Origin of the sequence: Parasphingopyxis sp., from assembly GCF_052168275.1 — a bacterium.
GTDB lineage: Bacteria > Pseudomonadota > Alphaproteobacteria > Sphingomonadales > Sphingomonadaceae > Parasphingopyxis.
In genome coordinates, this window is record NZ_JBQLZM010000016.1 from 31,401 (window position 1) to 42,849 (window position 11,449).

Genomic DNA, 11,449 nt, shown 5'->3' on the forward strand with positions numbered 1-11,449 from the left:
CGGGAGCGGTGCGTTTCCAGGCTGACCGGCAAGGCCCTTTGATTGACCGGGGGCAGTCAACCGACGGCCCCAATGGTTTTCATGACCAAGAGCAGGTCGGTAAAATAGCGCACCTCGCAAATGGTCTCTTCCGTGAATCGAAATATCGTTACATCGGGAACGTGCACATGCTTGCCGCTCGGCGGCACGCCCAGAAACATTCCGTTCTGGACGCCATCCAGCACCGACTGCACGACGACCGTTTCTCGCTCGACGGTCACGCCGGTGACATCAGTACTCAGGTCTGAAAATCCTTCGAACAGCGCCTCTTGAAAGGCGATAAAGGCCTTTCGTCCCCTGTTCGGTTCAGGCTGCCCGTTGAAAAATCCTATCATGTCGGGCGCGGCATGGGCCTCCCACACAGCCTGCCATCCCGGATTTGCGCCCCATCCGTCACGGAACATCCCGCACGCCACATCGACCCGCCGCCTTTCAAGCGGAGACCGAATCTCGGCGGAGTGCAGCATGATCGAATCTCCATACAGGGTGTATGGCACCGATTTGCCTTTCACCCGCAAGCTTGTCAATACACCCTGTATGGAAAAGAAAGGCCGGAAGACGCTGGGGCGCGACCACTGGATCATCGCCGCATACGAAGCCTTCGAGCAAGGCGGGGTCGACGCGGTCAAGGTCGATCGCCTCGCCAAGACGCTGGGCGTAACGCGCGGCGGCTTCTACTGGCATTTCAAGAATATCGCAGACCTGATGCAGATGGTGCTGCACAGATGGCGAGATCGGCAAACTGAGTCGGTGATAACGCGAAATGAAGACGCAGGCGGCGACCCTAGGGAAAAGCTGCGACGGCTGCTGATCGCCTGTGCGGAAGATGATGGTCGCTTCGAAGTCGGTATCCGTCTCTGGATGGCTGATAATGCCGATGCGAAATCGGTGGTGGCGGAGGTCGATGAGCGCCGGACAGCCTATATAGCCGCGCTATTGCAACAGATCGGTTTGCAAAAGGCAGAAGCGACGCGCCTGGCGCCCGTCGCCTATTCATCCTGGCTCGGCGAATACTCGGCCGCAGTATCGCGTACCCGGGATGAGCGCATTCGCAATATGGAAGTGCTGTACGATCTTTTGGTCGGTGAAAAGCAAACCGGTGCCACCAATCGGTGAGACCGACCGCTAGAAGGTTATGCCCCTGGCATCCGAAACGCTCCGCCAGACTCACGATATTCGGCTCGGCCGTAGTAATCGGCAAAAAAAGGGGCCGGCTATAGAGCCGGCCCCTGTTCGCATCGACGATGGGCGGCCGGGTCAGTCGGCCCGGTCCATCATGCTCTGGATGGCGCTCATCTGGTCATGGCCCTGCTGCACCGAGGTAAAGCATTGCTCGACCACGGCGCGCGATTGCGGCTCGAGATCGTCGTCGCGCAGCGCATCTTCGAACTTCGCCTTGATATGGTCTTCGCCGCGCTCGACCTCCTTGACGATCGCCTCGTCGTCGGTGCCGGTCACCGCGTCGCGCAAGCCAAGAAAGGCGCGGTGCGCGGCGGCGAGGATCGTTCCGTCGTCCTCCGGCTCGGCGCCGTGGCGGCGGACCTCCGCCTTGAGCTGGTCGGCGACCTGCAGGCGCTCGGCGGCGCGGTCGCGGAACAGCTGCGCGAAGCGTTCGCTCGTCGCATCGTCGGCGGCCTTGGTGTAGCCGTCGACGCTGTCGAGCGTCGTCGCGATCAGGCCGTTGAGCGTGCGGACATTGTCGTTGAACATGATGAAACTCCTCTTACTTCATTTCAGGGCTGCGGATATCGGGTCAACGCGCCAATCGCGAAATCGATCCGAAAAATCTTTATATTTCAGTTATGTTACGGCATTCATGGCGGAGGCCGCCGGACCGGCGAACAGGCGGGATGACGGTTGGCGGCGCGGATGCGAGCGGCTAGGAGCGGCGCATGAGAAACAGCAGCCACCGCCATGATTTCGCCCGGGGCGTCGATGCCGTCTATGCCGCCTTCACCGATCCCGCCTTGGTCCGCGCGAAGCTCGAGGCGCTCGGCTCGCGCGATATCGAGATAGATGTGAGCGAAGCGGATGGCGAAACCGTCGTCACGATCGAACGGACCGTGCCGGTCAACGTGTCCGGTCCGCTCCAGGCAGCGGTCGGCGACAGCCAGCGCGTGCGCCAGACCGAGCGCTGGACCGGCGGGCCGGGCGGACCCTACACGGCCGAGGTCGACGTCCAGCCGGTCGGCATGCCGGCGACGATGCGCGGCGAAACCACGCTGAGTGCCGACGGCGACGGATGCCGCTGCGATGCGACGATGGAAGCGCGCTGCGCGATCCCGCTGATGGGCGGCAAGGTCGAAAAGCTGATGATCACCGATTCCGATGCGAAGATCGCGGAGGAATTCGCCTGGATCGCGGCGCACGCCTAGACCGGTTCGGGTAACTCGGTTCGGCCGGCCCGGTTCAGATGCCGCTCCGCTTGCCGAGCATGTCGCGATAGAAGGCGAAGGCCGGCGCCATGTCCGCCTCGTAATCGCCGGTCGGCACGATGACCGGCCCGATTCCGGCGCGCTTGCGCGCATAGTCCATGAACCCGCAGACGATCGGCACGCCCGCGCCATGGGCGATCCGGTAGAAACCCGTGCGCCAGCCGGCGACCTTCTGCCGCGTCCCTTCTGGCGCCACGGTCAGCACGAACTCGTCGCGCCGGGCGAACTCGTCGATCATCTGCTGGACCATGTCGCGATTGGCCGAACGCTCGACCGGCACCCCGCCGACCTGCCGCATGAAGCGCCCGATCGGCCATTTGAACAGCGTGTCCTTCGCCATGAAATGGGTGTGCAGGCCCAAGGCGTCGGTGAGCCCGACATAGTTGGGAAAATCCCAGTTGCTGGTGTGCGGCACCGCGATGATCACGAAGCGGCGCGGTTCGGGCGGCGTGCCGACCGCCTCGAAGCCGTGCCGGCGGTAGATGAAGATCAGGATGCGGCGGACAAGCCGGGCGAGCAGGCCCATCGGCGGCGCATCGGGACGGGCGTTCGTTTCCATCGCGTAACGCTCTGCACCAAGGGCCGGGCAATTGCCATGGGCATAATCGCCATATGAGACGGGCGCAGACATGGCCGGCCATATCTGCTATCGTGCCGGCGTCGTCCAAGCCGATCCGGGGGCAGATGCCGATGCGCCTGATACCGATCCTGATCGCCATCGCCTGCGCGGTCGTGCCGCTCGCCGCGGCGGCGGGGCAGGAAGTCACCGATCCGAACATGGAAGTCGATTCGATCGCGCTCGCTCCCGGCGAAGGCGTCGTGTTCGGCTTCGGCGAAGGGTTTTCGCACCAGCTGCTGCTCGTCCGCCATCGCGGCGAGGAAGCGCTGGCGACGCCGCTCGCGCCCGGCGAGGTCCGCGCGGTGCTCTATACCGATGCCGGCGAGACCTGGCTGGAGATGGAGAACGGCACCGGCGAGGTCCTCTATTTCGACGCGCTGGCCGACCGCACCGGCAATGGCGGTTACGGCACGGTGCCCTCCAGCGCGGTGCCGGTCGGCGAGCGGATCATCGCCGGACGCTGGGCCTTCGAGATCGCCAGCCTCGTCATCGGCGAATTCTCCTACGGACCCCATGGCGACCATGCGCACTAGCCGCTAGGCTCGCGCCCATGCTCAAGCTCACCTATTGCCTCGTCCGGCGCGCCGAGCTGTCGCGCGCAGAGTTCCACGCTTATTGGCGCGAAACCCATGCGCCGCTCGTCCGCGCGGCGGCGCAGGCGCTCGGCATCCGCCGTTACGTCCAGTCGCACACGGTCCCGACCGCGATCGACGCCGCGATCCGCGACGGGCGCGGGCTCGACGCGCGGGACTATGACGGCGTCGCCGAACTCTGGTACGACAGCGAGGACGCGCTGCTCGCCGCGACGCAGACCGAGAAGGGCCGCAGGCATGGCGCGATCCTCGCCAAGGACGAAGCGCGCTTCATCGATTTTGCGCGCTCGCGCCTCTTCTTCGCGCACGAGAATGTCGTGATCGGCGATGGTTGATCCAGCTATGGACGGACTGCCGTCGCTCCCCGACAAGGCCGCCCTGCTGCGCCGCGCGATCCCGCACCGCGCCGGCTGGGATAACGGCAGGCGGCCCGAAAAAATCGAACCCGCCGGCCCCGGCGAGGAATCGGTCTGGACCTATCCGCGCCCGCCCGCCCTCCGCGAGACCGACGGCGAAATCGAGATTCGGTGCGCCGACGGGGTGCTGGCGCAGAGCGGCCGCGCGCTCAACATCGTCGAAACGGCCGGCGCGCCGGTCCACTATCTCCCGCCCGACGACGTCCGCACCGACTGGCTCGTTCCGACCGATCATGTCACTGTCTGCGAATGGAAGGGCGCGGCCGTGCATTTCGATCTCGTCGCTCCGAGCGAGACCGTCCGCCACGCGGCCTTCGCCTATTCCGATCCGTTCGACGATCTGGGTCGTGGTTTTGCTCGGATCGCGGGCTGGTTCGGCTTCTATCCGGCGAAGCTCGCCTGCTATCTCGACGGCGAACGCGTCCGCCCACAGCCCGGCGGCCTCTATGCGGGCTGGGTGACCGACGCGATCAGGGGCCCGGTCAAGGGCGCGCCGGGAACCGAGGGGTGGTGAGGGAGGGCGGCTCCAGAAACGCGAAACCGTTTGCCCTGAGCCTGTCGAAGGGCCGTCCTTCACTTTAGATGGTTGAAAAGGAAGAACAGGGCTTCGACAAGCCCGGTCCGAACCGAAAAAGAGAAGATGCCGCCCATGCCCGATACGGAAATGCCCGATACGGAAATGCCCGACACCGAAACGCCCGCCCCCTCCATCTGCATCATCGGCGCGGGCTGTTCGGGTTTCACCATGGCCAAGCGGCTGAAGGATCATGGCCTCGCCTATGACCAGTTCGAGGCGTCGGACGATATCGGCGGCAACTGGTATTACAAGAATCCCAACGGCATGTCGGCCTGCTACCAGAGCCTCCATATCGACACCTCGAAATACCGCCTGGCGTTCGAGGATTATCCGGTGCCCGAGGACTGGCCCGATTTCCCGCACCATGCGCAGATGCTCCAGTACTTCCACGATTATGTCGATCATTTCGGGCTGCGCGACGCCATCACCTTCGACACGCGCGTCGAGACGGCCGAGCGGCAGGGCGACGGGCGCTGGAAGGTGACGCTCTCGACCGGCGAGAGCCGCACATATGACGCGCTGATCGTCGCCAACGGCCATCATTGGGACCCGCGCACGCCCGACTATCCGGGCGAGTTCCACGGCCACCAGATGCACAGCCACGCCTATTGCGACCCGTTCGAGCCCTATGATTTCCGGGGCAAGCGCGTGATGGTGGTCGGCGGCGGCAATTCGGCGATGGATATCGCGTCAGAGCTGTCGCAGAAACCGATCGCCGAAAAGCTCTTCGTATCGATGCGGCGCGGCGTCTGGGTATTGAGCAAATATGCCAACGGCCAGCCGGCGGACAAGGCCGTGCTGCCCGCATGGATGCCGCGCAAGCTCGGCCGCAGGATCGCCCAGCGGCTCATCAAGAAACGCATCGGCCGGATGGAGGATTACGGCCTCCCCAAACCCGACCACGAACCGCTCGAAGGCCATCCGACCGTCTCGGAAGAATTCCTCGCCCGCGTCGGCTGCGGCGATGTGATTCCGAAGGGCGCGATCGACCGGTTGGACGGCGACGGCGTGGTCTTCGCCGATGGCAGCCGGGAGGAACTCGACGCGATCATCTGGGCCACCGGCTACAAGATCAGCTTTCCGTTTTTCAGGGACCCCGAGTTGCAGCCCAAGGACAACGCCTATCCGCTCTACAAGCGCATGGTGAAGCCGGGCTATGAAAGCCTGTTCTTCCTCGGCCTCGCCCAGCCGCTACCGACGCTGGTCAATCTGGCCGAGCAGCAGAGCAAGCTGGTCGCCGCCGCGCTGACCGGCGACTATGCGTTTCCGGACGCAGCGGAGATGGAACGCGTGATCGTCGAAGACGAGAAAATCCATCTCGGCCATTTCTACGCCTCGAAGCGCCACACGATCCAGGTCGATTTCGGGACCTATTGCCGAGATTTGGCGAAGGAGATTGGGCGGGGCAAAGGGAGAGGAGCACATGCAATACGATAATCGGATTGTCGCCTTTATTGATGTCTTGAGGTTTCAAGAGATAATCGACGGTACAATCGACAAAAATAAAAACGACGTCGAGGAGCAAATCGATTTTGTCTACGAAGCGTATGAGGTCATCCGGTCAGTTTGGAACCCCGATGAGACTGAAGGCGAAAAGCAGGTTTCGATATTCTCTGATACAATAGTAGTATCCGCTGATATCAAGGGACAAAGTCAGGTTTTTTGGACACTTTTGGAAATCAAACACCTAATCATGCGCATGATATGGCGGGGCATTCTTCTGCGTGGCGCGGTGGTCAGCGGCAAGCTTCTGCACACCAACAAATTTGTATTTGGCCCAGCGCTAATCGAAGCATACAATCTTGAGTCAAGGGCGGCTCAGTATCCGCGAGTTATACTTGACCGAGAGGTGATTCAGCTAGCAGGCAAGGCTCGGGCTGACCATCATTCTGCTCGGGATGAGAAGGACTACGTCCGGTCGCTGCTTGAGCAGGATTCTGATGGGATGTACTACGTTGACTATTTCTACAAAGCCCACGGCGAGCTGAATGATCCCGATCTAGATTTCCCGCAATACATCGAAGCGCTTGGAGATATTATCCGCAAAGGCCTAATGGGGTCGAGCCATCATGGGCGAGCGCACGTACGAGTGAAATATTCTTGGATGCGTGAACGATACAACAACATGGTTGAAAAGGTCACCCAGCCTGAAGCTCTTTCGCATCTCGAAGACACAATGCCACACCTTTTCGCTTTCTATAGCCAGTTAAAGCCGATTAGCCCTAGCAAAGGTTAAGTTGAGGATTCTCCCGGCAAAGCCCACTCAATCGGCTCCCTGCCCACGCTCTCCAGAAACGCATTCGCCTTCGAGAAATGCTTGCACCCGAAAAACCCGTTATGCGCCGATAACGGGCTCGGATGCGCCGCCTTCAGCACGCAGTGCCGCCCGCCCTGTTCGACGCTCTGAACGAACGCTGCCTTTTTCTGCGCGTAGCTGCCCCAGAGGAGGAAGACGACGGGCTCTTCCTTCTCCGCCACCAATCGCACGATCGCATCGGTGAACTGTTCCCAGCCTCGGCCGCGGTGCGAAGCGGCCTGGTGCTGCTCGACGGTCAGCACGCTGTTGAGGAGCAGCACGCCCTGCTGCGCCCAATGCTCGAGATGGCCGTGGCGTGCGGGCGGGATACCGAGATCGCTCTCCATCTCCTTGTAGATGTTGACGAGGCTCGGCGGCGGGCGGACGCCGGGGCGGACCGAGAAACACAGCCCATGCGCCTGGCCCGGGCCGTGATAGGGATCCTGGCCGAGGATCACGACGCGCACCCTGTCGAGCGGCGTCGCGTCGAGCGCGTGGAACCAGAGCGAACCGGCCGGGAAGATGCGCTTGCCATTGTCCTTTTCGCCGACCAGGAAGCCGCGCAGCGCCTGCATATAGGGCGCTTCGAATTCGCCCCGCAGCGGTCTCTTCCAGCTGTCGTGAAGCTTGATCGCGTCGGCCATGCCCGGCGTTATGCCGGGACCGGGCAGCCGGAGCAATCGCCGCCGGGCCGCCCCCTGTCTATTTCGCGCTGTCCTACACGCCCGCCTTTATGCCATGCTGGTCCCGATGGCGGGATATGCGCCGCCTCCGCCTTTCCCGCCCCCGCCCGGCCGGGCCGCCTCGCGCGCGGGGAGGCGGGACTTCTTGTGACAACTGGACGGATTATGGCGCGATTTGAGGGAGATGGACGATGACGATGAGCGGGCAATGCCTGTGCGGGCAATACAGATACAGCATCGCGGCCGAGCCGATGATGACTGCGGTCTGCCACTGCAAGAGCTGCCAGCGGCAATCGGGCAGCGCTTTTTCGACCAATATCGGCGTGCTCGAGGCGGCGATCGAGAGCGAGGGCGAATTGAAGGTGTTCGACGAAACGGCGGAGAGCGGCAATCTCGTCCATCGCCATTTCTGCGGGAGTTGCGGGTCGCCGCTCTATTCGACGCTGTCGGCGATGCCGGGGCTGGCCTTCCTCAAGGCCGGGACGCTCGACGATACAGCGGCGGTCGCGCCGCAGACCCATGTCTGGTGCAAGAGCGCGCAGGGCTGGATCGAGATCGACGAGAGCCTGCCGCGTTTCGACGCCAATCCGCCGGCGGGCTAGGCGGCGGCCGCCCGCAGCAGCCGCTCGGCCTCGGGCAGGAACGTGTCGATCTTCCAGGCGAGGTGCGCCGACTGCATCTCGGAGATGCGGTGGACGGAGAGGTGATAAGAGTCGGGATCGGTATCGATCTTGGTGGCCGGCCAGTTGGCCTGATGCTCGGCAACGGCGCCGCGCGCCTCGTTCACCGTCTCGCGATAGCGGCGGAGCAGCGGCTGCGCGTCGGCGCGGCTTTCGAGCGGACCGCAGATCTGCGCCTCGACGAGCGTGGCCACCCTGGCGTTCTTTTCGGAATAGTCGCGGCGCAGGCGGATCAGTTCGCGCGCCTTTTCGGCCGGCTCCAGCGTCTCGAGCCCGTTAAAGGCCTCGGCGATGAGCTTGATCTCCTCGAACAATGCCCGGATGTCGGCGAACATGGTCCCGCAACCTCCAATCGGAACGACCCGGTCCCGATTCTAGACGGCAGAAGGTTAACATTCGGCAAGCGGCCGCGCGGGGCGGCGAGGGGCCTAGTCGGCGGCCCAGCCGACGAGCAGATAGGCGAGGATCGCGACGGGACCGAGGGCGAACAGGGTCAACGCGATGAGGCCGAGGCGGATCGCCATGACGTTCCAGCCCGTCCAGCGGGAAAAGCCGGCGCACACGCCCATCAGTTTGGCGTTGCTGCGGTCGAGGGCGAAATTCTGGGCCATGGATTTGTCTTTCGTAAGGGGTTGGGGGTTCCGGACGATTTACGCGACCGGAACGACCGGGCCGATGGCAGCGCTAATGCACAGGGCGCTGACGAGCAGGGCGGCGACGGCCGAAAAGGCGGTGCTCTGCAGGGTGGAGAGATTGAAGGTCATGATGTGTCTTTCGTAAAGAGGGGGATGGTATCCCGGTTGTCCCGCGCCCAATCAGGCGACGGGAAGAACCGGGCCGACGGCGGCGCTGATGCAGACGGCGCTGACGATGAAGGCGGCGACGGCGGAAAAAGCGGCGCTCTGCAGATTGCTGAAATTGATCGACATGGTGTTTCTCCTGTTGGCCCGGCGGACGGTCCGCCGGTTCATCCAACATTAAGCAGGGACCGTGCCAGTTTTCGGATATCGTTGTTTTTCATATGGTTGCGCGAAAATCGGCGTTTCGCGACATATAGTTGCGCCCAAACTATTGGCGATTTTTCCCAAACAGTGGGGCAATTTTGGCCGAATATCCGACGCGATCGGCGAGAGCGGCTATTCGCTGCCCCAGGCGGGCGGCGGCGTCTCGACCGGTTCGGTCAGGTCGAACTCGACGCGGAAGAAGCGCTCATTCTCGCCCGCCGGGCGGCGCAGCTCATAGGCGAAACGGGCGTCGTCGACCTCCATCGCCCAGACATTGGTGACCGAAGCCGCCAGCCCTTCGCGCTCGAACAGCGCGATCGATTCCGCGTCGACCGGGAATTCCTGCCGGGTCGCGCTGCCGGGATCGGCCGTTTCGCCGCCATATTGGGTGACCGCGTCCGCGCTGCCGTCCGCATGCCGGTGGTCGTGCTTGAGCAGCAGCGCGGTCCCGGTATCGCTGATCACCCAGGTCCGCGAACGATCGTCGCCGACATGGAACGGGATGCGGATCCGGTCGGGCGCGCAATCGGCAACGTGCATGACGAGGCGCTCGGCCGCGATCTCGGCATCGGCGGGATCGTCGGACACCAGCCGCCCGGCAAAGGCCTGTCCGCACAGTTCGAACAGCCGCTCCGTGAACGCCACCTGCGGATCGGGATCGGTGTGGAGCGGGGAGGACCGGTCGTCCGGGGACGAACAGGCCGAAAGCAGCAGCGCGGCGGCGAGAAGTGGAAACGAGGAGATGCGGATCATGGCCGAACCGTAGCGGGAGACCGGACGATGCGCCAGCCGGATCACCGGACAGCTTGCGGCTTTCACGCCGCGCTTGCTTGAGGCATAGGAACGCGATGACGGACACGGGCAGGATTCGGGCCGGGATCGGCGGCTGGACGTACAAGCCCTGGCGCGGCACCTTCTATCCCAAGGGCCTGCGCCAGGCCGACGAACTCGACTATGCGGCGAGCCGGCTCGGCGCGATCGAGATCAACGGCACCTATTACCGGCTGCAAAAGCCGGAAAGCTTCGCCAAGTGGCGCGACGCGACGCCCGACGGGTTCAAGTTCACGGTCAAGGCGTCGCGCTATTGCACGAACCGCAAGGACCTGCGCGAGACCGAAGAGAGCATCGGGAAATTCCTCGGACAGGGCATCGCCGAACTGGGCGACAAGCTCGGACCGCTCTTCTGGCAGTTCATGCCGACCAAGAAATTCGATCCCGAGGAGTTCGGCGCGTTCCTCGCGATGCTGCCGAAGCAACATGCGGGGATCGAGCTGCGCCATGCGCTCGAGGTGCGGCATGAAAGTTTCGTCTGCGCCGCGTTCGTCGAACTGGCGCGCCAGCACAATGCGGCGATCGTCTGCGCGCATAGCGGGAAATATCCGCGCATCGACGACCAGACGGCGGACTTTTCCTATGCCCGGCTGCTGGGCGCGCGCGAAGACGTTGAAACCGGCTATCCCGAGGCCGAGCTCGACGCCTGGGCCGATACCGCGCGAACATGGGCCGAAGGACGCCGTCCGGACGGACCGGCCTATCTTGCCCCGGAAGAGCCGGCGCCGGACGGGCGGGACGTCTATATGTTTTTCATCAACGGGGCGAAGGTGCGCGCGCCGGCGGCCGCCCAGGCGCTGATCGCCCGCACTACGCAATGAGGAGATCCACGATGGTGCGTGTCGCAAGCATACTGGCCGCGCTGGCCGTTGCATCATGTTCGGGTGGAAGCGAACCCGAGGACCGGCCGGATACGAGCGCTGCCGGGATGGAGAACGGCTCCGCGGTCGCGGCCGAAACGCTCGATGCGATGCCGGACGACTTTCACGGCCGCTGGGATTTCTCGGAAGAAACCTGCCGCGACCCGGCGAGCGAGATGCGGCTCGACATCGCGGCCGACCGCATCGCCTACTACGAAAGCGCCGCCACGCCGGAAACGATCACCCGGACCGGACCCGAGACGCTCACCGTCGTGCACCGCTTTTCGGGCGAAGGCGAGGAATGGCAGGAAACGCTCGCCTATGAGCTGGACGCGGACGGCGAACGGCTGACCGTCAGCACGCCCGACGGCAGCATGTCGATCCGCATGCGATGCGGCGCGGCACCCGAAACGGCG

At 63.7% G+C, this 11,449-nt stretch carries 16 protein-coding genes and 1 pseudogene; 10 read left to right on the forward strand and 7 right to left on the reverse strand.

Annotation, left to right across the window (positions count from 1 at the left end):
* Window positions 1–56: 56 nt before the first annotated feature.
* Window positions 57–506 carry an ester cyclase gene (locus ACTS1X_RS01675; RefSeq protein ID WP_442612655.1) on the reverse strand — a complete coding sequence of 150 codons (450 nt, stop codon included), beginning with the start codon at window positions 504–506 and terminating at the stop codon, window positions 57–59.
* On the opposite strand from ACTS1X_RS01675, the gene ACTS1X_RS01680 reads away from it, so the two are divergent.
* Window positions 505–1,155 (forward strand): TetR/AcrR family transcriptional regulator, encoded by a 651-nt coding sequence (locus ACTS1X_RS01680; RefSeq protein WP_442612656.1) that lies wholly within the window; start codon window positions 505–507, stop codon window positions 1,153–1,155. The two genes, ACTS1X_RS01675 and ACTS1X_RS01680, sit on opposite strands and share 2 nt — an antisense overlap.
* A gap of 141 nt (window positions 1,156–1,296) precedes the next feature.
* Here ACTS1X_RS01680 and ACTS1X_RS01685 read toward each other — a convergent pair whose 3' ends face one another.
* A complete protein-coding gene (locus ACTS1X_RS01685; RefSeq protein ID WP_442612657.1) occupies window positions 1,297–1,749 on the reverse strand; it encodes a ferritin-like domain-containing protein in 453 nt (150 codons plus the stop codon).
* A 182-nt stretch (window positions 1,750–1,931) separates the two neighbouring features.
* Here ACTS1X_RS01685 and ACTS1X_RS01690 point away from each other — a divergent pair, with 182 nt between their 5' ends.
* Window positions 1,932–2,414 (forward strand): DUF2505 domain-containing protein, encoded by a 483-nt coding sequence (locus tag ACTS1X_RS01690; RefSeq protein WP_442612658.1) that lies wholly within the window; start codon window positions 1,932–1,934, stop codon window positions 2,412–2,414.
* A gap of 34 nt (window positions 2,415–2,448) precedes the next feature.
* On the opposite strand, the gene ACTS1X_RS01695 is transcribed toward ACTS1X_RS01690, so the two are convergent.
* Complete coding sequence (locus tag ACTS1X_RS01695; RefSeq protein WP_442612659.1) at window positions 2,449–3,105, reverse strand: lysophospholipid acyltransferase family protein; 657 nt, start codon at window positions 3,103–3,105, stop codon at window positions 2,449–2,451.
* Between the two features lie 53 nt (window positions 3,106–3,158).
* Here ACTS1X_RS01695 and ACTS1X_RS01700 point away from each other — a divergent pair, with 53 nt between their 5' ends.
* The 5 genes from ACTS1X_RS01700 to ACTS1X_RS01720 all read left to right on the forward strand — a co-directional run bounded on the left by ACTS1X_RS01700 (window position 3,159) and on the right by ACTS1X_RS01720 (window position 6,915).
* Window positions 3,159–3,626, forward strand: coding sequence for a hypothetical protein (locus tag ACTS1X_RS01700; RefSeq protein WP_442612660.1), 468 nt, complete (start codon window positions 3,159–3,161; stop codon window positions 3,624–3,626).
* Window positions 3,627–3,643: 17 nt separating this feature from the next.
* Window positions 3,644–4,021 (forward strand): EthD domain-containing protein, encoded by a 378-nt coding sequence (locus tag ACTS1X_RS01705; RefSeq protein WP_442612661.1) that lies wholly within the window; start codon window positions 3,644–3,646, stop codon window positions 4,019–4,021.
* Complete coding sequence (locus tag ACTS1X_RS01710) at window positions 4,014–4,616, forward strand: DUF427 domain-containing protein (RefSeq protein WP_442612662.1); 603 nt, start codon at window positions 4,014–4,016, stop codon at window positions 4,614–4,616. The genes ACTS1X_RS01705 and ACTS1X_RS01710 overlap by 8 nt, the downstream gene beginning before the upstream one ends.
* Window positions 4,617–4,751: 135 nt before the next feature.
* The gene (locus tag ACTS1X_RS01715) at window positions 4,752–6,116 is read left to right on the forward strand and encodes a flavin-containing monooxygenase (RefSeq protein ID WP_442612663.1); all 1,365 of its coding nucleotides are present in this window, start codon (window positions 4,752–4,754) and stop codon (window positions 6,114–6,116) included.
* Window positions 6,103–6,915 (forward strand): hypothetical protein, encoded by an 813-nt coding sequence (locus ACTS1X_RS01720; protein ID WP_442612664.1) that lies wholly within the window; start codon window positions 6,103–6,105, stop codon window positions 6,913–6,915. The genes ACTS1X_RS01715 and ACTS1X_RS01720 overlap by 14 nt, the downstream gene beginning before the upstream one ends.
* On the opposite strand, the gene ung is transcribed toward ACTS1X_RS01720, so the two are convergent.
* Window positions 6,912–7,619 (reverse strand): uracil-DNA glycosylase, encoded by a 708-nt coding sequence (ung, locus tag ACTS1X_RS01725; protein ID WP_442612665.1) that lies wholly within the window; start codon window positions 7,617–7,619, stop codon window positions 6,912–6,914. The two genes, ACTS1X_RS01720 and ung, sit on opposite strands and share 4 nt — an antisense overlap.
* 230 nt (window positions 7,620–7,849) lie before the next feature.
* On the opposite strand from ung, the gene ACTS1X_RS01730 reads away from it, so the two are divergent.
* Entirely contained in the window at window positions 7,850–8,260 is a 411-nt protein-coding gene (locus ACTS1X_RS01730) for a GFA family protein (protein WP_442612666.1), read from the forward strand.
* Here ACTS1X_RS01730 and ACTS1X_RS01735 read toward each other — a convergent pair.
* From ACTS1X_RS01735 to ACTS1X_RS01745, 3 genes are all read right to left on the reverse strand, one after another.
* Window positions 8,257–8,673, reverse strand: coding sequence for a hypothetical protein (locus ACTS1X_RS01735; RefSeq protein ID WP_442612667.1), 417 nt, complete (start codon window positions 8,671–8,673; stop codon window positions 8,257–8,259). The genes ACTS1X_RS01730 and ACTS1X_RS01735 overlap by 4 nt on opposite strands.
* 93 nt (window positions 8,674–8,766) lie before the next feature.
* Window positions 8,767–8,949 carry a PspC domain-containing protein gene (locus ACTS1X_RS01740; RefSeq protein WP_176870028.1) on the reverse strand — a complete coding sequence of 61 codons (183 nt, stop codon included), beginning with the start codon at window positions 8,947–8,949 and terminating at the stop codon, window positions 8,767–8,769.
* Window positions 8,950–9,474: 525 nt separating this feature from the next.
* Window positions 9,475–10,161: a hypothetical protein gene (locus ACTS1X_RS01745; protein WP_442612668.1), complete on the reverse strand. Its 687-nt coding sequence runs from the start codon at window positions 10,159–10,161 to the stop codon at window positions 9,475–9,477.
* Window positions 10,162–10,190: 29 nt separating this feature from the next.
* Here ACTS1X_RS01745 and ACTS1X_RS01750 point away from each other — a divergent pair, with 29 nt between their 5' ends.
* Both ACTS1X_RS01750 and ACTS1X_RS01755 read left to right on the forward strand, forming a co-directional pair.
* On the forward strand, window positions 10,191–10,994 hold the full coding sequence (locus tag ACTS1X_RS01750) for a DUF72 domain-containing protein (protein ID WP_442612669.1): 804 nt from the start codon (window positions 10,191–10,193) through the stop codon (window positions 10,992–10,994).
* Between the two features lie 11 nt (window positions 10,995–11,005).
* Window positions 11,006–11,449 (forward strand): annotated as a pseudogene (locus ACTS1X_RS01755) (hypothetical protein); the annotation flags it as partial.